The 23365-nt window shown below is 59.6% G+C and carries 20 protein-coding genes and 1 pseudogene; 14 read left to right on the top strand and 7 right to left on the bottom strand.

Translation table 11 applies throughout. The annotated features are described in order from the left end of the window. Nucleotides 1–29: 29 nt before the first annotated feature. On the bottom strand, nucleotides 30–1271 hold the full coding sequence (xseA, locus tag I6I72_RS02090; RefSeq protein WP_049152257.1) for an exodeoxyribonuclease VII large subunit: 1242 nt from the start codon (nucleotides 1269–1271) through the stop codon (nucleotides 30–32). A 206-nt stretch (nucleotides 1272–1477) separates the two neighbouring features. On the opposite strand from xseA, the gene I6I72_RS02085 reads away from it, so the two are divergent. Continuing rightward, nucleotides 1478–2449, top strand: a complete 972-nt coding sequence (locus I6I72_RS02085; protein ID WP_005529931.1) for a 4-hydroxy-3-methylbut-2-enyl diphosphate reductase — start codon at nucleotides 1478–1480, stop codon at nucleotides 2447–2449. 106 nt (nucleotides 2450–2555) lie between these two features. On the opposite strand, the gene I6I72_RS02080 is transcribed toward I6I72_RS02085, so the two are convergent. The 3 genes from I6I72_RS02080 to I6I72_RS02070 all read right to left on the bottom strand — a co-directional run bounded on the left by I6I72_RS02080 (nucleotide 2556) and on the right by I6I72_RS02070 (nucleotide 6046). Continuing rightward, on the bottom strand, nucleotides 2556–3359 hold the full coding sequence (locus I6I72_RS02080; protein ID WP_141276832.1) for a DUF6542 domain-containing protein: 804 nt from the start codon (nucleotides 3357–3359) through the stop codon (nucleotides 2556–2558). A gap of 77 nt (nucleotides 3360–3436) precedes the next feature. After that, on the bottom strand, nucleotides 3437–4510 hold the full coding sequence (locus tag I6I72_RS02075; RefSeq protein ID WP_049152258.1) for a DNA recombination protein RmuC: 1074 nt from the start codon (nucleotides 4508–4510) through the stop codon (nucleotides 3437–3439). A gap of 36 nt (nucleotides 4511–4546) precedes the next feature. Beyond that, entirely contained in the window at nucleotides 4547–6046 is a 1500-nt protein-coding gene (locus I6I72_RS02070) for an AI-2E family transporter (protein WP_152681347.1), read from the bottom strand. 77 nt (nucleotides 6047–6123) lie between these two features. Here I6I72_RS02070 and ychF point away from each other — a divergent pair, with 77 nt between their 5' ends. Next, nucleotides 6124–7209: a redox-regulated ATPase YchF gene (gene ychF, locus I6I72_RS02065; protein WP_005529923.1), complete on the top strand. Its 1086-nt coding sequence runs from the start codon at nucleotides 6124–6126 to the stop codon at nucleotides 7207–7209. Nucleotides 7210–7491: 282 nt separating this feature from the next. After that, nucleotides 7492–8400: a cation diffusion facilitator family transporter gene (locus I6I72_RS02060; RefSeq protein ID WP_005531810.1), complete on the top strand. Its 909-nt coding sequence runs from the start codon at nucleotides 7492–7494 to the stop codon at nucleotides 8398–8400. A gap of 58 nt (nucleotides 8401–8458) precedes the next feature. Here the strand turns inward: I6I72_RS02060 and I6I72_RS02055 are convergent, their stop codons facing one another. After that, nucleotides 8459–10006 (bottom strand): succinic semialdehyde dehydrogenase, encoded by a 1548-nt coding sequence (locus I6I72_RS02055; RefSeq protein WP_049145223.1) that lies wholly within the window; start codon nucleotides 10004–10006, stop codon nucleotides 8459–8461. 201 nt (nucleotides 10007–10207) lie between these two features. On the opposite strand from I6I72_RS02055, the gene I6I72_RS13590 reads away from it, so the two are divergent. The 9 genes and pseudogenes from I6I72_RS13590 (at nucleotide 10208) to I6I72_RS02020 (ending at nucleotide 16690) form a co-directional block, all read left to right on the top strand. Next, nucleotides 10208–10720: a type III PLP-dependent enzyme domain-containing protein gene (locus I6I72_RS13590; protein ID WP_236592653.1), complete on the top strand. Its 513-nt coding sequence runs from the start codon at nucleotides 10208–10210 to the stop codon at nucleotides 10718–10720. A gap of 119 nt (nucleotides 10721–10839) precedes the next feature. Next, complete coding sequence (locus I6I72_RS13585) at nucleotides 10840–11052, top strand: hypothetical protein (RefSeq protein WP_236592652.1); 213 nt, start codon at nucleotides 10840–10842, stop codon at nucleotides 11050–11052. Continuing rightward, a complete protein-coding gene (locus tag I6I72_RS13580; protein WP_236592651.1) occupies nucleotides 11049–11636 on the top strand; it encodes an FAD-binding protein in 588 nt (195 codons plus the stop codon). The genes I6I72_RS13585 and I6I72_RS13580 overlap by 4 nt, the downstream gene beginning before the upstream one ends. A gap of 24 nt (nucleotides 11637–11660) precedes the next feature. Further along, nucleotides 11661–12170, top strand: a pseudogene (locus tag I6I72_RS13575) (D-arabinono-1,4-lactone oxidase). 43 nt (nucleotides 12171–12213) lie between these two features. Further along, nucleotides 12214–13287, top strand: a complete 1074-nt coding sequence (locus tag I6I72_RS02040) for a GTP-binding protein (protein WP_034657610.1) — start codon at nucleotides 12214–12216, stop codon at nucleotides 13285–13287. A 67-nt stretch (nucleotides 13288–13354) separates the two neighbouring features. Continuing rightward, nucleotides 13355–14551, top strand: coding sequence for an MFS transporter (locus tag I6I72_RS02035; protein ID WP_080972040.1), 1197 nt, complete (start codon nucleotides 13355–13357; stop codon nucleotides 14549–14551). A gap of 158 nt (nucleotides 14552–14709) precedes the next feature. Beyond that, nucleotides 14710–15384, top strand: a complete 675-nt coding sequence (locus tag I6I72_RS02030; protein ID WP_049062654.1) for a hypothetical protein — start codon at nucleotides 14710–14712, stop codon at nucleotides 15382–15384. Continuing rightward, nucleotides 15384–15851 carry a hypothetical protein gene (locus tag I6I72_RS02025; protein ID WP_049145221.1) on the top strand — a complete coding sequence of 156 codons (468 nt, stop codon included), beginning with the start codon at nucleotides 15384–15386 and terminating at the stop codon, nucleotides 15849–15851. The genes I6I72_RS02030 and I6I72_RS02025 overlap by 1 nt, the downstream gene beginning before the upstream one ends. Before the next feature lie 197 nt (nucleotides 15852–16048). Beyond that, on the top strand, nucleotides 16049–16690 hold the full coding sequence (locus tag I6I72_RS02020; protein WP_049062652.1) for a pentapeptide repeat-containing protein: 642 nt from the start codon (nucleotides 16049–16051) through the stop codon (nucleotides 16688–16690). A gap of 139 nt (nucleotides 16691–16829) precedes the next feature. On the opposite strand, the gene I6I72_RS02015 is transcribed toward I6I72_RS02020, so the two are convergent. Continuing rightward, nucleotides 16830–18197, bottom strand: a complete 1368-nt coding sequence (locus I6I72_RS02015) for a dicarboxylate/amino acid:cation symporter (RefSeq protein WP_049145219.1) — start codon at nucleotides 18195–18197, stop codon at nucleotides 16830–16832. A 377-nt stretch (nucleotides 18198–18574) separates the two neighbouring features. Here I6I72_RS02015 and I6I72_RS02010 point away from each other — a divergent pair, with 377 nt between their 5' ends. Continuing rightward, nucleotides 18575–18790: a helix-turn-helix domain-containing protein gene (locus I6I72_RS02010; RefSeq protein ID WP_005531838.1), complete on the top strand. Its 216-nt coding sequence runs from the start codon at nucleotides 18575–18577 to the stop codon at nucleotides 18788–18790. 73 nt (nucleotides 18791–18863) lie between these two features. On the opposite strand, the gene I6I72_RS02005 is transcribed toward I6I72_RS02010, so the two are convergent. After that, nucleotides 18864–19937 (bottom strand): lipoate--protein ligase family protein, encoded by a 1074-nt coding sequence (locus I6I72_RS02005; protein ID WP_049152268.1) that lies wholly within the window; start codon nucleotides 19935–19937, stop codon nucleotides 18864–18866. Between the two features lie 138 nt (nucleotides 19938–20075). Between I6I72_RS02005 and fdnG the strand changes: the two genes are divergently transcribed. Then, nucleotides 20076–23363, top strand: a complete 3288-nt coding sequence (fdnG, locus tag I6I72_RS01995) for a formate dehydrogenase-N subunit alpha (protein WP_236592650.1) — start codon at nucleotides 20076–20078, stop codon at nucleotides 23361–23363. The last annotated feature ends 2 nt before the right edge of the window (nucleotides 23364–23365 follow it).

Raw genomic sequence — 23365 nt, 5'->3', positions numbered from 1 at the left:
TGTCTTGGTTTGAAACTATGGCTAGTTGCTTAGTCCGCGGGCTTAGCTGCCATGGCCGCCGCGGTGATGGAACCGTCACCAACCCTAATGCGCAGCTGCGATCCTGGAGGCGATTGCTCATAAGAAGTAACAACCTCAGGACCTGAGCCATCCCGGGGGACTACCTGCACGATTGAGTAACCGCGCTCCAAGGTGGCTGAGGGGCCAAGCGCCGAAACCTGCGCACGCAAGGCCGCGATGCGATTTGTTTCGTTATCCAGCAGGTAGCGGATGTCGCGATTTATCAATGCACGGGAACGCTCCAGCTCCTCACGGCGAGCATTGATCGGCGTCATTGGGTCTGCCAGAACTGGGCGGGAGCGAATGTTTTCCAGACCGCGTCTTTCCCGCTCAACCCAGCCACGCAGGGCCGCTGCCATGCGGGAGCGTGCCTCATCGATCAAGGCGTACTCCTCAGCGACGGAAGGGACGACGCGCTTGGCGGCGTCGGTAGGCGTGGCGGCGCGCAAGTCTGCGATGTTGTCCAGCACTGGGTTGTCTGGCTCGTGCCCAATGGCTGAGACCACTGGGGTCTGAGCGGATGCCACCGCACGCTGCAGGGCTTCCTCGGAGAAGGGGAGGAGGTCTTCTACCGAGCCGCCGCCACGCGCGATGATGATGACATCGACTTCTGGGTCAGCATCGAGAGTCTGGAGAGCATCGATCACCTGCGGCACCGTATTGGCACCCTGCACCGCGGTGTTGATGACGCGGAATTGAACGGCCGGCCACCTGTCCTTGGCCACTGCCAAGACGTCGCGTTCGGCCGCGGAACCGCGCCCGGTAATCAGACCGACCTTGTGCGGAAGATAGGGAAGCGGCAGCTTGCGGGAAGGATCAAAAAGACCTTCCTTTGCAAGCTGCTGGCGCAGCATCTCAATGCGGGCCAAGAGATCACCCACCCCAACGTGACGGATCTCAGTAGTCCACAGGGAGAACGAACCGCGTCCAGCGTAGAAAGCTGGCTTACCGTAGACCACTACTCGATCGCCATCTTTGAGCGGCGTGGGCATCTTCAGCACCATGTCCGTGGGGCAGGTTAATTGCACGGACTTTTCTTGTTCGACGTCGCGCAACGTCAGATAAGAAAGCTTCCATGAGCGTTTGACGTTTACCTGGGTCAGCTGGCCTTCTACCCAAAGAAAACCGAGACGCTCAATCCAGCCCTTGACTTGGTCATTGACCTTGCCAACGGGCCAGGGCGTCTCCGGGGAGTTTGCCGGTTGATTCACAAAGCAGCCTTTCTGCACAGCGTTGTATGCCTCATAGTCTATTGCCCTTGCCGGACACGTGACCGCCCGGGGCTGCGAGCTCGGGCGTATTTACCGGTCACGCCCTGCTGTGCAGTACTCGTGCTGTACTCCTCACACTCTCTCGTAGCACGAGGATAAGCCACCCAATCTACTGTTGTCTACGACTTTTAGATACTCTGGAGGCCATGACTGAGACTGGCAAGAACGTTCTCCTGGCGGCACCGCGCGGCTACTGCGCTGGCGTCGATCGCGCAGTTGAGACGGTGGAGAAGGCGCTGGAGAAGTACGGCGCCCCAATTTATGTCCGCAAGCAGATCGTCCACAACCGCTACGTTGTGGAATCCCTGGCCAAGCGCGGCGTCATCTTCGTCGAAGAAGCCTCCGAAGCACCGGAGGGTGCACACCTGGTTTTCTCTGCTCACGGCATCGCGCCTGCCGTGCGTGCTGAGGCTGAGGGCCGTAAGCAGCTCACGCTCGATGCTACCTGCCCGCTGGTGACCAAGGTGCATAACGAGGCACGTCGTTTCCACCGCGACGGCTACCACATCCTGCTCGTGGGGCACGAGGGCCACGAGGAGGTCGAAGGCACCGCCGGTGAAGCACCTGAGGTAACGCACCTCGTTGATGGTGTAGAGGGCGTCGCCAAGCTGCCTGATTTCCTCCAAGAAGAAAAGCTCATCTGGCTGTCCCAGACCACGCTTTCGGTGGATGAGACCATCACCATCGTCAACCAGCTGCGCGAGCGTTTCCCGCACCTGGAGAACCCGCCTTCAGACGATATTTGCTACGCCACCCAGAACCGTCAGGAGTCGGTGAAGAATATCGCTCCGAAGTGCGATCTGATGATCGTCGTGGGCTCCAAGAACTCTTCTAACTCTGTGCGTCTCGTCGAGGTTGCCCTGGAGGCAGGCTCTAAGGCTTCCCACCTCGTTGACTTCGCGAGCGAGATTGATGAGGCATGGCTGGAAGGTGTGGAGACCGTAGGCGTTACCTGTGGCGCTTCCGTACCTGAGCTGCTTGTGCGCGAGGTCCTCGAGTTCCTCGACGAGCGCGGCTACTCCAACGTCGAGCAGGTTACGACGTCCACGGAGACCATTCAGTTCTCCCTGCCGCGTGAGCTGCGCCCAGCACGTACTGCACAAGGCGCTAAGGCTTAAGGCCGGAAACTTAGATACCGCGCTAAAGGCACTGAAAGACCCGACTTTCATCTCCAGTCAAGGAGGGGAGTCGGGTCTTTCTCTGTCTCTTGCTTCGCGGCAGAATCTAGTCCTCGTAGAGGTTCTCGTCGAGGGGAGAAGCTGGCTTGGCCTTGGGCTCTTTAGCAGGCTGCTTGTCGACGTCACCTGCGCGGCGCTGCGGATCCGGGCGACGCGGGGCGAAATCGGAGTCGTCGTATTCCGCCGAGCTAACGCTCGCAGCTCGCTCGCGAGCCTCGCGCTCGACTGCTTGCTGTCGCCGGCGCTCTTCGCGGTCCATTTCCCGGAGGCGTCCGGTGCGCTGACGAGCTGTTTCTTTCGCCTTCTTATCGCGGGCGATGAGTTCCGCAACGGAAAGTCGCTCATCACGATTGCGTCTTTCTGCCTTTTGTTGAGCGCGGCGGGCAACCTGGGCTTTGACGTTGCGTGACTTGGCATTGTTCTTGCCGTTCCACAGCCTAAACACGGCAAGGAGAGCACACAGAAGGAAGACGATGATCAGCCACGGAAAGCGCTGGAGGAATGGGAAAGCTGTGGTCAAAAGGGAGGTAGTGGAGAATGGGGAGGCCCCTTCCGGTGCCGCTTGCACGGCCAAAATCCACGATGTTGAAACAATGGCCACCGTAAACAGCAAGGGGATGCTGATCACCAAGAGATACAACCCGCGGGGGTTGACCAAGAAAGTCATGGCGAGTGCGCCGAGCGTGAAAACGGCGAAAAATGGCCAGCCGATCGAACCCACGACGATCGTGATGAGTGCTGCAACGATTAACGCAGCTACCAGACCAAAGAGGGCCTTGGGCAGCGTTAGCCCGTGCACGGCGGCAGATTCACGTCTGGCTCGGTGGTTTCGATTTTTGGCAAGTGACACGCCGGACGATTCTACAGGCTTTGCTGGCCCTTTCGGTATTTTCTTGGCCGAATGTGGCGAAATTAATTGCCTAATAGTTAATCTTCGAAACGCGGCCGACGTGGTTCGGCCTGTACCGGCTGGGGTTCCACGGGGCGTCGGTCGGTGCGCGCAGGAATTTCTAGCTCATACAAGCGGCGCGCGGTGACACCGACTCTAGAATCCAAGGAACCCAAACTCGAGTTGTAGGCTTCGACTGCCTTTTCCAGGCTGCGGCCGACCTTGTTGTAGTGCTCGTTGAGCGTGCCCAGCCTGGAGTAGAATTCGCTGCCAAGCCTCTGGACTTCCCTGGCCTTTTCGGAGAGGTCCTCGTGGCGCCAGCCCAGAGCAACAGTGCGTAAAAGTGCGAAGAGCGTGCTCGGGGTAGCGATGACAATGTTGCGCTCGAAGGCGAATTCCAAGAGCTCGGGGTCGACGCCCAGCGCGGCATCGAGGAAAGGATCCGCCGGTACAAAGAGCACCACGAACTCCGGCGTGGGAGAAAAGGCTTCGATGTAGTCGCGATGGGCCAGCGCCTGGACATGATTGCGCAACAGATGCGCGTGGCGTCTTAAATAGCCCGCATGCTCTTCCGGGTCCTCGGTTTCAAGGGCATCAAGATAGGAAGAGAAGGGGACTTTGGCATCTACGATGACGCTGCGCCCACCCGCGAGGTGGATGACTAGGTCGGGGCGGACCGTGGTGCCTTGAATTCGGGCCGTGGCCTGCGTATTAAAGTCGACGTGCTTGAGCATGCCGCCGATTTCAACCACGCGCTCGAGCTGCATCTCTCCCCATCGGCCGCGCACGTTCGGCGAGCGTAGTGCGCCAACCAGCTTGTCGGTTCTGTCGGTTAGTTTCGTGGAGGTACGCGTCACAGCCTGGACCTGACTCGACAACGCTGCGAGTTCCGTGGCGCGGCTTTCCTCGAGCTCCTGCAGCTGGTAGCCCAACCTATCCATCGCCTTTTCCAGCGGGGCAAGCTCTGCCTGGCGGCGCTGTGATTCCTGGAGGGCGCGGTGTTCGGCAGAAGGCTGGGATGAGCTAGAGCTATATGCGCGTGCCAACCATCCGAGGATGGCTCCCAGGATGACGCCGAAAAACAACAAAAGCACGGGCAAGGCAGTAGACATGCTCACCACCCTTGCACGTGCTCAGGACATCCCGGTTTAATCCTTCTTGTCTGGATGCAACAAGTGTTCGAAACGGGACATTGCTCGCTGGACGCTACCTCGAACAACGTGGGCGCGGGCACCGCGCGATGCAGGGGCCTCCTCGTCACCGATGTTATTGGGCCGGGCATCCATGTTGACTGCGTCGTCGAGCCTGTCTCCCACGCCTTCGTGTGCAACGTCGGCAGGCGCCGCATTGGGGGCTTTGTGATCCGGCATTGTCAGCCACTCGGCGCGCTTATGTTCGCCCTGCTCCTGGGTGTAGCGACCGATGAGGAAGCCGGCGACGGTAGCAAAGTGCAGTTCTTCGGCTGTTTTCTCTCCGGATTTCAGCTTCATCATGTCTTGGAAATAGCGGTAGGCAACCGCGAACATGGCAGCGGCCGGTACCGCCAGGAATGCACCTACGAGATTGAAGAGTGCAGAACCCACGGTGACGGAGGTTAAGACCACCACTGGGTGTAGGTTCATGGCCTTGGACTGCAGCCATGGGGAAAGCACGTTTCCCTCAAGTTGCTGGACCACCAAGACCAGAAGAAGGACGAGCAACGCCTTCGTGACTCCCAGCGAGACCAGTGCAATCGTCACGGACAGGGCGCCGGCCACGATGGCGCCGACAAAAGGAATGAAGCCTGCGATAAACGTGATGATGGCCAATGTCAGCGCGAGCGGAACGCCAATAATCGCGAGGCCGATGCCGATGAAGACGGCATCTACTAGCGATACGAGAGCCTGCGCGCGGACGAAGCCGCCCAAGGTGTTCCAACCGCGGGTCAAAAGCTCGGTGAGGTGCCAGCCGGTGCGGCGCCCCGTGGCTTCGCGCAGCCAGGGCAGAAAGTGGTGGCCGTCCTTGAGGAAGAAGAACGTGAGGACCAGGACCACCATCAATGTGACAATCATGGAAGTGGCCTGGCCGATGCCGTTAAAGACGGAGCCGGCGATGGAGCCTGCCTGCTTCTGTGCCCACAGGGCGATCTCGTCGATGTAGGTTCCGATCTCATCCTCGTTAAGGTTCAACGGTGGCTGTTGTACCCACAAGCGAAGAGCCTGGATACCGTTTGCGGTCTGCAGATACAGCGTCTGTGATTGGCGCACAAAGTTAGGCGCAATGAAAAGGAAAAGCGCGCCCAACCCGCTGAAGGAAACGAGGATAGTCAGTACAGCGGCAAGTGAACTCGGTACGTGATGGCGCCGTAGCCATCCTGCGACAGGTGCGAGCACAGTACAGATAATGAGTGCCAACAGAATCGGCAGGATGCCGCGCCAGAAGTTTCCAGCCATGCGGAATAGCGCATAGAGGAATGCACAAATAACAAAAAGGCGCAGAGCCCACAGCGAGGTCGACTTGATGACCTCGCCGACGACAACGGAACGGTCGACCTGATCTCCCGGTGGGTGAGGGGAGACGTCGTCAAGCGATGTCGCGTCGACGGAACCATCGAAACGATCGCCAAGCCCAGCTTGGTCCAGATCAGACTTGTGTCCAGAAGGCGGCATGGATGATGCGGAAGGCGATTGAGAACTCACCCCACCATCTTGCCTGAAAAAATTCCGCGTGCGTTAGGATTGCCCCTGTGAGTCTTACACTTGGAATCGTCGGCCTGCCTAACGTTGGCAAGTCCACGCTGTTTAATGCCCTGACCCGTTCCGACATTTTGGCGGCCAACTACCCGTTCGCCACGATTGAGCCGAACGTTGGCCTCGTGGAGCTGCCGGATCATCGCCTTAACCGCTTGGCGGAGATCTTTAGCTCCGAGCGCATCCTGCCTGCGACCGTGTCCTTTGTGGACATCGCCGGCATCGTGGAAGGCGCGTCCAAGGGCGAGGGCATGGGCAACGCCTTCCTCGCTAACATCCGTGAGGCAGACGCGATCTGCCAGGTGGTTCGCGCTTTCTCTGATGACAATGTCATCCACGTTGATGGCAAGGTTGACCCAGCGCACGACATCTCTGTGATCAACACTGAGCTGATTCTGGCCGATCTGCAGACCATCGAGAAGGCTCTGCCGCGACTGGAGAAGGAAGCGCGCAAGAACAAGGATCTGGCTGAGACCGTTGAGGCCACCAAGAAGGCGCAGGAAATCCTAGAGGATGACCGTACCTTGTTCGCTGCTTCCAAGAACGGCGAAATCGACCTCGCTCTCGTGCGTGAGTTGCACTTGATGACTTCGAAGCCGTTCCTGTACGTCTTCAACTCTGATGAAGCAGTGCTTACCGACGACGCGAAGAAGGCCGAGCTCGCCGAGCTCGTTGCCCCAGCAGAGTGCGTGTTCCTTGATGCCCAGACTGAGACCGAGTTGCTTGAGCTCGACGAGGACGAAGCGATGGAGCTCCTCGAGTCCGTCGGCCAGACCGAGCCTGGCCTGGCAACTCTGGCTAAGGCAGGTTTTGCAACGCTCGGCCTGCAGACCTACCTGACTGCTGGTCCGAAGGAAGCCCGCGCTTGGACCATCAAGCAGGGTTCGGCTGCTCCGCAGGCTGCGGGGGTAATCCACACCGACTTTGAGAAGAAGTTCATCAAGGCCGAAATCGTTTCCTTTGATGACCTCGACGCCGCTGGCACCATGGCCGAGGCCCGCGCCGAGGGCAAGGTCCGCCAAGAGGGCAAGGACTACATCATGCAGGACGGCGACGTCTGCGACTTCAAGATTGGTGGCTAGCGCTCGCCTGAGATTAAAACTGTAGTCTCAGCATTGCTTGAGCCGCCGAGTTGTTGGCAACTCGGCGGCTTGCTAACCTAAAATTCCTGAAGGGGAGTAGCTCCTCCGCGGCCCCCATGGCGGCGGATGGATGGTCGACATACTGGTGCCTATGCGCCCGGCCACCCAGCTTGCGAAATTCGTGAGTGAGCGATACCTTCGGTCCGTAGCTCCTACGTTGACCGGTCCTCCCCAAACCGCATACGGATGGCCGTGTCACGCCGACTAACCGAAGGTATCTGTATGGCACTCCCTTCCGAGCAGCTCCTGCTTGAGCGTTTCATGAAGCTGTCCATCGCGACGGCTGTTCTCACCATTGTCTTAAAGGTCCTTGCGGCCATGCTTACTGGTTCCGTCGGCTTCCTGTCTGACGCTTTGGAATCCGGAGTCAACCTCGTTGCCGCAGTCGTGGGCTTCATCGCCCTTCGTATTGCCGCGAAGCCGGCTGACGCGAACCATCAATTCGGCCACGGCAAGGCCGAGTATGTTTCCGCGTTGGTAGAGGGTGCGATGATCTTTGTCGCCGCAGCACTCATCATTTATACCTCTGCATTGCGCTTGCTCAACCCCCAGCCCTTGGAACAGCCAGGCATTGGTCTGGCGCTTTCGACGCTAGCTTCGGTTCTTAATCTGGCTGTCGGTCTGGTGTTGCTGAAAGCGGGCAAGAAATATCGTTCGGCAACGCTTCGAGCCGACGGCCATCACGTGCTGACTGACGTGTGGACTTCTGTTGGCGTCCTCGTGGGCATCGCGCTGGTTGCCCTGACGGACTGGCTGTGGCTCGATCCGATCGTCGCTTTTGCAGTGGGCATCAATATCCTGTGGACCGGTTACAAGCTGCTCAAAGAATCCTTGAGTAGCCTGCTTTCCGAGTCCCTGCCCAAGGAAGAGCACGCTGAGCTTGATGCGCGACTTACTGAGCTTGAGGAAGAATTCGGCGTGTTGTTCACGTCGCGGCGTACCATCGCATCGGGCCGTCAGCGCTTGGTCTATCTCACCATGGACGTGCCTGGTGAGTGGACAGTTCTTGCGGCCCACGACATCGCGGATCGCATCGAGGACAACATCGACGAGCTTTTCCCAGGTGCCGAAGTGTTCATCCACGTCGAGCCCGCCGGCACGGTGCATCGCCGCATCTTGCGCATGCCTTAAGTGGGTTCACGCAGGCTAGCCACGGCCATACCGTTTTCCATAGCCCACAGGCATGCTGCTACAGGCGCAGCGCCTTCATGGCCGCCATGCCCGTGGTGATGAGCTTCTGGAAGCGCTGCGGCGGCAGTAGCTCCGAGGGCGCCAGCGGGTGCAGCTTTTGCTCGGCTACGGTGCGCTCATTTGCCCACAGACGCATGCCGGTAATACCGTGGCGGTGATTGAGGCCGGACTCCTTTACGCCGCCACCCGGCGCGGCAATAGAACCATATGCTGCGGCAAAGCCCTCGTTGATATTGACCATGCCCGCTTCTAACTGGGAAGCAACCTCCCAGCCGTGGCGGGAGCTGCCCGACCACACTGAGGCGCATAGGCCGTAGTTCGTGTCATTTGCTGCGTGGATGGCAGCAGCATCAGAATCGACCTCGTACACAGCCAACACTGGGCCGAAGGTCTCGTTAGCGAAGAGCTCCATTTCCTGCGTTACCCCAGTGAGCACCGTGGGCTCAAAGAAAAACGGACCGAGTTCCGGGCGATGCTTTCCGCCGTAGACAATGGTTGCGCCCTTGTCCACAGCATCGCGCACATGGGCTTGGACGGTCTCGAGCTGCTTTTGCGAAGTCAGGGAGCCGATAGTTGCGGCATCGGAGAAGGCTGCGCCCAGAGTCTGTTCGTCGAGGGCTTTCGTAAGCGCAACGAGGAAGTCCTCATAAATGTCTGTGTGCACGTAGGCACGTTCGGCGGACATGCACAGTTGACCCGAGGACGAGAAGGCCGTGCGCACGGCGCCGCGAGCGGTGGGCTCAAGGGGGGCGTCGTCAAGCACCAGCATTGGATTCTTACCGCCGAGCTCCAACATTGTGGGGATGAGACGTCCGGCCGCCTGGGCAGCAATGGACTTGCCCACCTTGGTGGAACCTGTAAAGGAAAGACCGTCGACGAGGGGGACCAAGGCGTCGCCCACCTCCGCGCCGTTGCCCGGAACTAGCTGCCAGGCAGCCTCCGGAAGGCCGGCCTCAATCGCCAGCCGGCGGACCAAGATTGCCGTCAGCGTGGTCTGGGAATCAGGCTTGTGAACCACAGAGTTGCCAGCAGAAAGCGCCGCCAGCACGTCGCCCACGCCCAAGGAAAGCGGATAGTTCCACGGGGAGATGAGCCCCACGACGCCCAGTGGGTAGTGCTGGGTGCGCGTCTTGGTGAGCACCGGCAACGCGCCGGGATGGCGCGCCGAGCCAAAGGCCTTGCGTATGTTCACGCCATAAAAGCGCGCGCAGTTATAGAGGTCCATCACCTCGTCGTAGGCGTGCGAGCGGGACTTGCCGTTCTCAGCCTGAATGAGGTCGAGGATGAGCTCTTCATGTTTCCGGATTAGGTCGTGGAGCTTGAGCAGTATGCGCCCGCGATTGCCCTGGCCCACCCCGGCCCGTGCGGTGGTGACGGCAGCGGCGACGTCCTCAGGCGTGGCGGTGGGGAAGGAGAAAAGCTCTTCGCCAGTAAACGGCATGAGTGCTGTGTGTTGAGCGCCGGAACCGCGCACGTCGCCTACCGGGTTGGTGGCCAGGAAATCAGAGACGCGCGGCGGGAGATGAGCACTAGTGAAGGTTTTCATGGGGTCTATGGTGCCAGAAATCTATTGTGATACGTATCGCAATCATAGCTCTGGTGTGAGTAGCATGACTTTCTGGCAACGCTTTCAAAAATTCCGAGCCCGCAGCTCCGAGAAACTATCGCGCCACTCGTCAGGTCCGGCGAGGCGGCTGCCCCGCTTGGCGTCATTGACATTGCCGCCTTCGACTTCAACGCGGAACAAATGGTGACGCGTGCGGGTGGGCTTCCCATCCGCGTGGCGTCAAAGTCGGTGCGCAGCGTCGCCGCGTTGCGCCGGGCTTTCGAGCACGACGGCTACCAAGGGATCCTGGGGTTTAGCGTTCCCGAGGCATTGCACCTCTACGAGGAGGGTTTTCGCGATATCGTCGTGGCTTATCCCAGCGTTCACCGTCCGGCCTTGGCGTGGTTAGGTGCCGACGCTGGTGTACGGGAAGCGATTACGGTCATGGTGGACTCCGTGGAGCTGCTCGACCTCCTCGCGCCGGGCATGCGAGTGGCCATCGACATTGACTGTACTTTGCACCTGCCCGGCGTGGTCATCGGTCCGCGGCGCTCACCCATCCGCACTCCTGAGCAGGTGGACCAGCTAGCCCGCGAGATTCTCAAACGGGATCTTCGCCTAGTGGGCATGATGGCCTACGAAGGCCAGGTGGCCTCTGTGGCAGACGGGGAGAAGGGGGCCGACTGGCGCCATCAAGCGTTGGCTGCGCACTAAAGCTATGGAGGATCTCGCGCCTGCCCGCGCCGGGATGGGCCACCGTCAACTCGGGTGGCTGGATTGCCTCCGGTCCGCCTGCCAAGGACCGCGTTCCCGTGCCGGTGTGACCAAAGGGCTTGAAGTACTCCGGCACGGAGGGCGCCGGCGAGGTGCAGTCACCGCTGCATGGCCCGGCTGCTAAAGACCTGTGCGTGGAGGACCTCGTGTGGTTCCGTCACGCCAAGGCTGGCGAGATGACCGAGCACCTCGACGGGCTGCTGGCAGTGGACGCGAACAACAAGGTTAAAGATTGGGATACCTATCGTGGAAAGGGCTGGACCTTCAGATGAGCAAGTTAATCGGCGCACGTGGCGCCAAGAATAAGGGCTTTAGTAACTGGTCGGGCTCCGTGCGCACCAACCCGCAGGAGTTTCTGCAGCCTCGGTCAATTGAGGAGGTATCCCAGGCAGTGCAGCGTGTGGGCAGCGTGCGTACCGTCGGCGCGGGGCATTCCTTCACACCGGTGGCGGCCAGTGATGGCGTGATGATGAACCTGGACTACTTAAGCGGCATCGTTAGTGTGGACAGGAAGCGTAAGCGCGTGCGATTCCTGGCGGGAACCCGCCTGCGTGACGTGCCGCGTTTGCTGCGGCCATTTGGCTTGGCTTTGGCTAACCAGGGTGATGTTGATCCGCAGTCGCTGGCGGGCGCGATCTCCACGTCAACCCACGGCACAGGTATTGGTTTCACCGGTTTCGCGGGTACGGTCACGGGCCTTAGGCTTGTCGACGCCGCCGGTCAACTGCGCAGCTTCTCCCTCGACGAGGACCCGGAACAGCTCAGGCTCGTCGTGGTCAGCATTGCTGCGCTCGGCGTTGTGGTTGAGGTTGAGATGCAATGCGTCGACGATGAGATCTTGGGCAACGGCGCCTAGGCGGCGTTATTGGGGATTGGGCGCGTGGTGCCGCGGACTATCCCGTCCTTCAATAAGTTTGCTACCTCGGTGATTTCGCACAATCGCTACCGCGCGAGCGCACACGAGGTCTTTGTTTCGCCGCGTCGCGTGCGTTTTCATGAGATGGAGTACACAGTGCCGTTGGCGGACGGGCCTGAAGCGGTGCGAGAGATCTGACGTTTTATTGATGCACAGGGCTGGCAGATTGCTTTCCCGCTGGAGCTACGCACCATGGCACCTGACGACGTCGCGCTGTCTACCGCCAACGGCTGCGAGTCGATGTACATCGCGTTCCACGTCCCGAGTTTCAAAAACCCATACGAGTACATGCCAAAGGTGGAACCCATTCTGAAGGCTGCCGGCGGCCGCCCGCACTGGGGCAAGATGAACACCTTGACGCGGGCAGACTTCTCCGCGCTGTATCCGCGCTTCGACGAGTTCTGTGCCTTGCGTGAGCAACTGGACCCGCAGTGGCACTTTGGTTCTGATTACACGCGGAGGGTCTTCGGTTAGGGCGTAGTTGTCTCCGTAAATGAAAACCATTATCATTTGCGGAATGACTACACCCGTGACTGTTCTTTCTGGATTCCTGGGCAGCGGCAAGACCACGCTGCTCAACCACCTGCTGGCTAACCGACAAGGCCGCAAGCTAGCCGTCATCGTCAACGACTTCTCCGAGGTCAACATCGACGCGGCGCTCGTTGCAGGGGAGGGCCACCTCGAACGCGGCGAAGACCGTTTCGTGGAGCTGTCCAACGGCTGCATCTGTTGCACCCTGCGTGAGGATCTCGTAGAGTCCGTTGCCCGCCTCGCGCAATCGGGCAAGTATGACCAGATCATCATTGAGTCGACCGGCATCTCCGAGCCGATGCCGGTTGCCGCCACTTTTGAGTGGGAATTTGAAGACGGATTCAAGCTGCAGGACTACGCGAACATTGACACTATGGTTTCTTTGGTTGATGCTTCCACGTTCATGGACCAGCTCCGGCGGGGCCGCAGCCTCGTTTCGCAGGGCATCGAGGCCACCCCGCAAGACGATCGGACAATCGCTGATCTCCTCGTGGACCAGGTGGAGTTTGCCGATCTCATCCTCATCACCAAGACCGATCTCGTCGAACCTGCCGAGACCGAGCGCGTCATCGCCACGGTCAAGGCGATGAACACCCGTTGCAAGGTAGTTCCCGTGACCAATGGCGTCATCGCTACGGAGCTCATCCTGGATGCCGGCCTCTACAACCTCTCCACGGCTGCGGCCTATCACGGCTACGCGGAAGAGCTCGCCAACCCTCACACCCCGGAGACCGAGGAGTATGGCATCTCCTCCGTGGTATTTCGCTCCGATAGGCCGTTCAATCGTGAGCGACTGCTCAAGGCGCTGCGCGCGAGTACCGGGCTGGTTCGCTCCAAGGGGTATTGCTGGATCGACACGGATCTGCGCGTTGCCCACGCCTGGCAGCAGGCGGGCCCTAACCTGCAGATCCAGCCGGCCTCACTGTGGGCCTCCAATGGAGTGACGCCGGGCTCTGAGGTCGTGCTCATCGGTGTGGAGTTCAACGCGGAGGAGACGCTGCGCAACTTCGAGGACGCAGTGCTTTCCGACGCCGAGGTAGCCGCTCTGCTGCCCAGCTAGTGCCATGCGCCGATTAAGGGTCTGATACCGTTTTAGAGTTCGTTTTAACTCCATATGCGTCAAGAAGGTGTTTCCTACGTCCGCTGAGCAGAAACTCATCACCCCAACATTCGTCTTTGCATGGCTGGTTAATTTTGCCCAATTCATGGTCTTTTACCTGTTGGTGACGATCATGGCTTTGTATGCGGTGCAACAGTTTGGTGCATCAGACACAGCAGGCGGCTTTGCCTCCAGCTCCTTCGTGGTCGGTGCGACCATTGCGCGACTGTTCTCGGGATATCTGGTTGATGCGGCAGGACGTAAAAAGTCCCTCTTGGTCTCGTTGGTTCTCGTGACCGTGGCATGTGCCGCGTATTTTGTTGCGCACTCGTTGGCACTGCTTATCGTCGTGCGCATCATTCATGGCCTGGGGTATGCGGTGGCGTCGACTGCCGTCATGGCCGTGGCACAGTCCGTCATTCCTGACCATCGCCGTGCTGAGGGCACGGGCTACTTTGCCTTGGGAACTGCCCTTGCCACCGCTTTTGGCCCGGCGGCAGGACTGGCTATCGTCGGTGCGAGTGGCTACAACACCATCTTCGTTGTGGTGCTCAGCCTCACGGTATGTGCCTTGGCTTTGACACTGGCACTCAAGATTCCTACGCAGGAGCGCCCCAGCGTGACCTTTAGCCTGGCCAACATCGTCCACCCGGCGGTCGCGCCCTTTGGCTTCTTCATGCTTCTCATCGGCGTTGCTTATGCAGGCATCATCACGTACCTCAACGCTTATGCTGACGCGTCCGACCTGGCGACGGGCGCCAGCTTCTTCTTCATTGCCTATGCGATTGTCAGCCTCGCGATGCGCTTTGTCTTGGGCCGTGTCCAGGATCGCCACGGCGATAACGTCATCTTCTACGGTGCACTCGCTTCGTTCATGATTGGTCTCGTGGTGCTTGCTATCGCAGTAGCTGACTGGGAGGTCGTCATCGCGGGTGCTTTGGTTGGCTTGGGCTATGGCTCCATCATGCCGGCGGCGCAAGCGGTGGCCGTGCGCCTCGTGGCTCCGCACGAGATGGGCGCGGGTATTTCGACGCTCTTCTTACTCCTCGACATCGGAATCGGCTTTGGCCCCGTGGTCTTGGGCATGCTGATTTCTGCGCTGGGCTACTCCGCTATGTATTGGGTGCTTGCCGCAACCGTGGCCGTGGCGACGGTGCTGTACTACTTCGTGCATGGTCGGCGCGCATACGGCGAAACAGTGCACGTTACGGCTGCCACTGCTTAGCTCCTCGGTCTGCGGCTGGTGCAGCACAGCCATTTCTTAGCGACCTGCGCAGCGTGAAACTTCAGTGCGGAAACTCCTGGGGCGGACGTCACAGTATTTATTTACACTAGGCGGCACATGCTCAACGACTTTGTAGTTATACGTGACAGGAGACTGCCATGGAAAAGCCCGATGCTTTCAACTTCGCCCCGTTGGTCGGAGTGGCGCTAGCAAAGCCGCGTCCGCTCCGGCTCAAGATTCGCAGCCGCAAAAAGCTACCGCATCTGGAGGCGCATACCCTCGACATCGCGCCTTTCAGGGGAGCACAGTTGCAGATGACGATGAGAGAGCTCATCGACTTCGCTCCTGCCGAACACGGCATCATCATCGATGGCAAGAGCCTTTCCGCGCAAGAGGTGGATGAGCTGCGTCCCCAGGCCCGCACTCAACTTGAATCCGCGCGTCAGTGGGTCGAAGAAAAATACGGCGTTGCTCCTGCCGCGCCTGTTAATTACCAAGAGGGGCCTTACGACGGCCCCATCGACGCCGACCTGCCAGAGTTCGTACTGCGTGCATGCGGCGAAATCTACGAGGTCAGCGGGGAACTGCCAGCAAGCAAACGTGCAGAATTCTTGGATGCCCGTTATCGCAAAGACGATCCCCGTGGAGCGTGGCTCTCGCTGCACGGTAAGGCAGGACCTAACGGTTTTGTCCTCAGACCTAACTTTGCTTACCGCCCGGCGTGGTCGGTACAACCTAGCCCGCAGCAGTGGGTGGCCGACATAGAGACTTTCCCGCGCACCGCGGAATGGATTCCCGATTGGCTCGTGATTCAACTCCAGGAGGCACAGTAATGACTTTCGTTGACACTATCGACTGGGCGAGCCATGACCCGGAAGCCGTATTCTTCGATGCATCGCGTGTCCGTGACACTGCCGAAAGAGTTGAGGCACTCACGGCGATGCTTGAGTTCGGTTGGGCACCGCCAATCAAGCTGCTGCCGGAGCTGGCGGACAACCCAGAGCTCTGCGCGCAGGACGCCCCAGTCATTGAAAAGCTCATCGCTGCAGGCGCCGATCCCAACGCTGTCAATCGCTTTGGCGAAACCGTCTGGGTTCATTTGGTTCGCTCCCTAGCGTCGGATGAGGAGCAGTGGCCGGTGTACCAAGCGTTGCTGACTGTTGAGCCGGACCTTCAGATCAGCGCACGAAGCCTGTTCAATCCACTGCTCAACCAGCGCCACTTTGGCCTCCTAGCCTTGTTGCGCCCTTATCTTCCTGCACAATCGATCAGCGTCCCAGTCGATCCTGCGACTTTGTGAGCCTCCGCGTCGCTGCAGTTGCACTGCTGGTTAGCGCAGCATTGGCGGGCCACGTGGGTGCCACACAGGTGTGGAATACGTAACTTCGCCCGCACAATCGGGGCACGTTCGTGGTTGCCGGAGTTGGTGCTGCGTAAGCTTGCGCCTATAGAACGCAACGCGTAAATGAATAAAACACGACCCAAAGGAAGTAAGCAGTGACTCGCCGGATCGTCCAAGCGCCCCAACTATCTTCATTGCACCTGGAAGTGCGGGAAGGCCTGGGACTGGACGCGAGGGGAGTGTTTGAAAACGAGTGGTTCTCCGGCGAGTTTGAGCGCAACCTTCAAGGGATGTCACTGACTGGGTGCATGGTTGCTGATTCCTCACTCGACGGAATCGACCTTTCCTCATCCACTTTCACCGAGTGCGAGCTGACCGGCCTCGATGCGCCGGGATGGAGGATGGCGCGCACCGTGCTTCGCGACGTCGAGGTGGCTGATTCCCGCTTTGGCGCTGCAGACTTCGCCGAAGCGGACCTCTTTTCGGTGAAGTTCAGTGGGTGCAAATTCGCCTGGACTAACCATTCTGGTGGAACATTGCGGGATGTCCTCTTTGAAGACTGCGTATTCGACGAAGTCGATTTGTCCCAGGCGCAGGCCCAACGCGTGGCCTTCCGGGGCTGCCGCGCGCGGACCCTGCGGGTGGATGCGGCGCGGATGAAAGACGTGGACTTCCGCGGCCTCGACTTCGACGCTATCTCTGGTGTGGGCTCCCTCAAAGGCGCGGTACTCACTAACACACAGGCCATCCACCTGGCACCTGCCATGGCGGCCTTTCTGGGGGCGATCGTCGACTAGCGTACAGCCCACCGCCGACCGCCGCCGACCGAGTCCGACCGGTGCCGACCGAGTCCGACCGGCACCGAGAGTAACCGCAGCAAAACGAAGAAGACACCCCACTCAGTGAGGTGCCTTCCTGTGTTAGTGCCTTAGTTTCTTAGGCGGTGACGGACTCGCGATCCTTGGTTTCCATGAGGTCGGAGACGCCGTTCTCGGCAGCGTCCCAGACTTTTTGGTCCTGGATGCCTGCGCGCTTGGCCACGATGGTGGCGCACAGTGCTTGGCCCGTGACGTTGACTGCAGTGCGGCCCATGTCGATGATTGGCTCGATTGCCAGCAGCAGACCAACGCCGGCGAGCGGCAGACCCAGGGTGGACAGGGTCAGCGTGAGCATGACGGTTGCACCGGTGGTGCCCGCGGTAGCAGCAGAGCCGATGACGGAGACGAAGATGATGAGTAGGTACTGCGTCAGAGTCAGGTCAATGTTGTAGAACTGAGCGATGAAGATGGCGGCGATAGCAGGGTAGACCGAGGCGCAGCCATCCATCTTTGTGGTAGCACCCAGCGGGATGGCGAAGGAAGCGTACTCGCGCGGAACGCCCATGGCCTGCTCGGTGTAGCGCTCAGTCACCGGCATAACACCCATGGAGGAGCGGGTAACAAAGCCCAGGGAGAACACTGGCCAGACGCGCTTGTAAAAGCCCATGACCGGAATCTTGTTGAAGGCAAGAACTGCTGGGTAAACCACGCCGATGACGAGTGCGAGGTCCACGTACATCGCGAGCACGAACTTGCCCAGGGAGCCCAGCGCGTCCCAGCCGTAGGTGGCCACTGCCTTACCGATGAGGGCTGCGGTACCAATCGGAGCCAGGCGGATGATCCACCACAGGACTACCTGGATGACCTTGAGGAAGGACTCGGTAAAGCGCAGGAATGGGTCGGCAGCCTTGCCAGCCTTCACTGCAGCAATACCCAGTGCCAAGGAGATGACGAGCAGCTGGAGTGCGCCGAAGCCCAAGGACACTTCGCCGTCGTCAAAGGAGGCCTTCAGGCCGATGAAGTTGGACGGCACAAGCTGCTGCAGGAACGCAGTCCAGGAGCCGATGTGGGAAGGCTCGGCTGCGCTGGCGGCATCCACGGTGGTGCCCACGCCCGGCTTCATCACGAGTGCGACGAGGATGCCCGTGATAACGGAGAAGAAAGCGGTGATGGCAAACCACACCAGGGTAGAGATAGCCAGCGAGGCGGCGTTGGCCACCTTGCGCAGGTTAGCCACGGAGGTCACCACTGCCGCGAAGATGAGCGGCGGGACCATCACCTTGAGTAGCTGGACATAAGCGCTGCCCACGCCGGTGAGGGTCTGGGTGAGCCAGGAGCCCTTCTCATCGTCGGCAGGCAGACCAGCGTCCATGCCGGATGCAATGAAACCCAAGATGAGGCCGATGATAAGGCCCGCGATAACCTGCGCGCCGAAGCCGGTTGTCCAGCCTGGCAGCTTGCGCGATTGCGTTGTTTGTTGAGACACGAAAATTCCTTTTACTACGAACTTGTGAGAGTTCGGCGTTGCAGACAACTTTGTACGTATTTGAACTGTCTAGTCCATCAATTATGAACTGATCGGTTCACTAATGACATCAACACTGTACGGCGTTTATAAATTCCCGTGCAACTATTGTGGGCTCGGACTCATGGTTGGGGCGCCCGGGGCATGCAAGGGGTGCTCAGTCAACCTTCGGGCCGCGTGGTGGTGTGGGTGATTTGAAAGGGAAATATCCTTCCGAAAACTTGCTGGAGCGAGGGGAATATCGGGAGAAACGGGTAAATCGGAAAAATACTTCCTGTTTTGTGGTTTCGAGGCTATTTTAGAGTTTGAAAAGCGTAAAAGGGAAGGATATTTCCGATATGAATCGCATCGATGGCTGGTTGTCTGAACTCGGAACCGCACTGCGGGAAAGCCGAAAGGCGTATCAATTGACTCAGGAAGAATTGGGCGAGTTGGTGGGAGTGAGCGACAGAACGGTCCGAGATGTGGAGCTGGGGACCGGAAAAGCCAGCTTTTCCACCGTGTTAGAACTGCTCAGCGCGGTGGGGCTGCGTGTTGAGGTCGTGAACGCATGACGACTAATGCCGCTGAGCGGGAACTGCGATTTCGCCGGGCTGCTTTTGAACTCTGAGAAGAGCCGCGAAAGAATTACGGAATTCGCTTCGTCCACTCCTCGGTGGAGTACTTCTCGGAAACGAGGCGCTCGGCCTCGGCAAGGGTGGCGTCGGAAAGCGTGGCGTCCTTGGCGCCGTAGCGAGTGGCGAACTCGCGGGCCATGGTCTCGATGATCTCCTCGCGCGCCACGCCGGTCTGGCGGCGCAGCGGATCCACGCGCTTCTTGGCGCTGGCCAGGCCCTTGGAGGAGACCTTTACCTTGCCGATGCGCAGCACTTCCATCATCTTGTCGGCGTCGATGTTGTAGCTCATCGTGGTGTGGTGGAGCAGCGCGCCCGCGCGACGCTTCTGCGCAGCGCCGCCGATTTTGCCGCCGTCGGAGGTGATGTCGTTGATCGGCACGTACCAGGCGTTCACACCGTGCTTGGCCAGTGCAGCAAGCACCCACTGGTCGAGGTAGGCATAAGAAGCCTCGTAGGAGTAACCGGCCACCAGGGACTCCGGGGCGTAAATGGAGTACGTGATGCAGTTGCCGCCCTCCATGAACATCGCGCCACCACCGGACATGCGACGGACCGGGGTGATGCCATGCTTGTCGACGCCCTCCTGGTCCAGCTCGTTGGCATAGGACTGGTAGGAGCCGAACACGACCGCTTTGTCTTCCCACTCCCAGAAACGCAGCGTCGGACCACGTTTTCCCTCAGCCACCTCGTTGAGGATGACCTCGTCGAGCGCCACGTTCACTGGGGTAGGCAGCACGCCCGGCTGGAGGATCTCCCATTGGTGGTCCGTGAAGTCGGTGCCGCCTGAGAGTGCACGCTTAACAGCTACGGCCAAGTCGTGCGTGGAAAAGCCGTGGAGGGCTACAGGATGCTCCGCCTCAATCTTTGCGAGTGCGGCATCGAGCCGCGCGGTGATCTCTTGCGCGGAATCAGAAACCTTGGAGCCCTCCAGCGTGGGGCCGAGAGCCTCGAAGGCCTCTTCCGGTTCGAGGAAGAAATCGCCGGAGACCTGTGCTGCAGAGATAACTCCATCGGTCACAGTGATATCGACGACTAGAAGCTTGCCGCCCGGGACTTTGAGTTCGAAATGCGTTGGGTTATCCATACTTTGGTCAACACGCGAAGCGCCGGCTTTGTTCCGCGTGGTGGCTAAGCAAGCCGGGCCCAGCCGGGGACGTACGAAAGTTGCTACTTAGGTACACCTTTCTAGCTTTAGAGGCTAGGTAGCACTAACTTTGACTGTATGTCTAAATTTAGTCCTCTCAACTGGCCAGTAGTGCGCCAGGTGCGTTCCAAGGACGCCTTCGGCAGGGACTTGAGCACCCAGTCGAAGAAGAGCAAAGAGCTCCACGGCAGGACCGTTGAGGCGGATCGCGTCGTGCAATCTGTGTGTCCTTATTGCGCAGTGGGCTGTTCCCAGCGCGTTTATGTCAAGGACAATAAAGTCATTCAGGTCGAAGGCGACCCTGATTCCCCAATCTCGCGCGGCCGACTGTGCCCCAAGGGCTCTGCTTCCGAGCAGCTGATCAACTCTGCGACGCGCCTGACCAAGATCAAGTACCGTGCGCCGTACTCCTCGGAGTGGGAGTACCTCGATACCGAGACCGCCATGGACATGATTGCCGATCGCTTTGTGGCATCCCGCAAGGCGCACTGGCAGGACACCGACGAAGAGGGCCGCACCCTCAACCGCACCATGGGCATCGCTGGCCTGGGCGGTGCGACCTTGGACAACGAAGAGAACTATCTGATTAAGAAGCTGTTTACCGCCACGGGCGCGATACAGGTCGAAAATCAGGCTCGTATTTGACACTCTGCCACTGTTCCCAGTTTGGGAACTTCGTTTGGCCGCGGCGGCGCAACCCAACCGCTGCAGGATATGGCGAATGCGGACTGCATCGTCATTGAGGGTTCTAACATGGCCGAGTGCCACCCAGTGGGCTTCCAGTGGGTAGTTGAGGCCAAGAAGCGCGGCGCGCGCATCATCCACGTGGATCCGCGCTACACCCGTACTTCGGCTTTCGCGAACCGCCACATCGGCATTCGCGGCGGTACTGACGTGGTCCTGCTCGGCGCGATCATCAAGTACATGATCGACAACGAGCTCTACTTCCACGATTACGTGGTCTCGTACACCAACGCCTCCTCCATCATTTCCCCCGATTACCAGGACACCGAGGACTTGGATGGTCTTTTCTCTGGCTATGACCCAGAGACCGGCAAGTACGTCACCGACTCGTGGCAATACGTCCGTAAGCCGGAGGGTTCTTCGTGGAACGTGGAGAAAGACGAGACTCTGCAGCACCCGAACTCGGTGTTCCAGATTCTCAAGCGTCACTACTCCCGTTACACCCCGGAGATGGTGGAGGAGACCTGCGGTATCTCGCAGGAGGACTTCTTCTATCTGGCTAACTCCATCGCGGATAACTCCAAGCCGGATCGCACCACGTGCTTCGCATATGCACTGGGCTTTACCCAGCACACCCTGGGCGCACAGTTCATCCGTACCGCTGCGATCCTGCAGCTGCTGATGGGCAACGTCGGCCGTCCGGGTTCGGGCATCATGGCGCTGCGTGGACACGCGTCCATCCAAGGCTCAACCGATATCCCGACTTTGTTCAACTCGCTGCCGGGCTACCTGCCGATGCCACACGTGGCTCTGCAGAACTGGAAGCAGTACGTGGACAGCTTCCGTAAGGAAGACCAGAAGGGCTTCTGGCAGATCGGTGAGAACTACGCCGTCTCCCTCATGAAGTCCTACTGGGGCGATGCTGCGACCAAGGACAACGAGTGGGGCTACAACCTCATGCCACGCATCTCTGGTGCGCACTCCACCTATGAGACGCTCATGGCCATGCTCAAGCACGAGGTTGAGGGCTACATTGTCTTTGGCCAGAACCCAGCGGTGGCACAGTCCAACGGCGGTATGCAGCGCCGTGGCCTGGCTGCGCTGAAGTGGCTTGTGGTCCGTGACTTCCAAGAGATCGAGACTGCGTCCTTCTGGAAGGATTCGCCGGAGATTAAGAACGGCGAACTCAAGACCGAGGACATCGGCACCGAGGTCTTCCTCATGCCGGCTGCTACTCACGTGGAAAAGGCGGGCACCTTCACCCAGACGCAACGCATGCTGCAGTGGCGTTTCCAGGCGGTCACGCCGCCGGGTGAGGCCACGAGCGACCTGTGGTTCTTCTACCAGCTAGGTAAGAAGATCAAGGAGCGCCTGGCTGACTCAACCGATCCGCGCGATCTTCCGGTACAGAAGATCACCTGGGACTACCCAGAAAACGAGGAAGGCGAGCCGGATTCCGAGGAGATCCTGAAGGAAATCAACGGCTATTACCTCGACGGACCGAAGAAGGGCCAGCTGTTGCCGGCCTTCGTCGAGATGAAGAACGACGGCACCACCTCCGGCGGCTGCTGGATTTACACGGGCGTCTTCAAGGACGGCATCAACCATGCCGCCAAGAAGGTCCCGGGTGCCGAGCAAAACGAAGTTGCTCTGGAGTGGGGCTGGGCATGGCCGGCCAACCGCCGCCTCCTGTACAACCGTGCTTCCGCCCGCCCAGACGGCACTCCGTGGTCGGAGCGCAAGAAGTACATCTGGTGGGATGAGGCCAAGGCCGCGTGGGTCGGCGACGACGTCCCTGACTTCCCAGTCAACAAGGCGCCGGACTATCGCGCGCCTGTCGACGCCGTCGGTCCTGCAGCGCTCGATGGTGATGACCCATTCATCATGCAGGCTGATGGCCTGGGCTGGCTGTTTGCGCCGAAGGGGCTTTCCGACGGCCCGTTGCCAACGCACTACGAGCCGCATGAGTCCCCAGTGCACAACCTGCTCTACAAGCAGCAGCAGTCGCCGACGCGTCTGACCATCAAGCGTCCTGACAACTTGTCGCGTCCTGAGCCAGGGGAGCCTGGTGCAGAGGTATTCCCGTTCGTGTTCTCCACGTATCGTCTGACCGAGATGTACACCTCCGGTGCAATGTCGCGCCGCCTGCCTTACTTGGCAGAGCTACAACCGGGCTTGTTCTGCGAGGTTTCCAAGGAGCTCGCGCAGCTGCGTGGTCTGACCAACGGCGATTGGGCGACCATCGTCTCGCCACGTGGCGTCATCGAAGCACAGGTGCTGGTCACTGGTCGTGTGCAGAAGCTGAAGATCAACGGCGAGGACTTCCACCAGATTGGTATCCCGTACCACTACGGCGAGTCTGAGACCACGCCGGTAGCTGGCGACGGCGCCAACGACCTGTTGGGTCTGACCCTTGAGCCGAACGTGTGGATCCAGAACTCCAAGATTGGTGCTTGCGATATCCGTCCGGGTCGTCGTCCGCGCGGACATGCACGCATCGAGCTTCTCAAGGAGTACCAGGACAAGGCTCACCTCGACCTCGAGTCCGGTAACCAGCTTGTCGACGTCGACGATGCTTTCACGCTGAATCCCGAAGACAAGGGTGCTAATTCCAAGGACGAAAACACCGGCGCTGATGACACCGCCGGCAACGTAGCCGACTATGAAGGCAAAGAAGGGTAGGT

The organism is Corynebacterium striatum (assembly GCF_016728105.1).
Lineage (GTDB): Bacteria > Actinomycetota > Actinomycetes > Mycobacteriales > Mycobacteriaceae > Corynebacterium > Corynebacterium striatum.
This window is presented reverse-complemented; position numbering and strand designations above follow the sequence as displayed.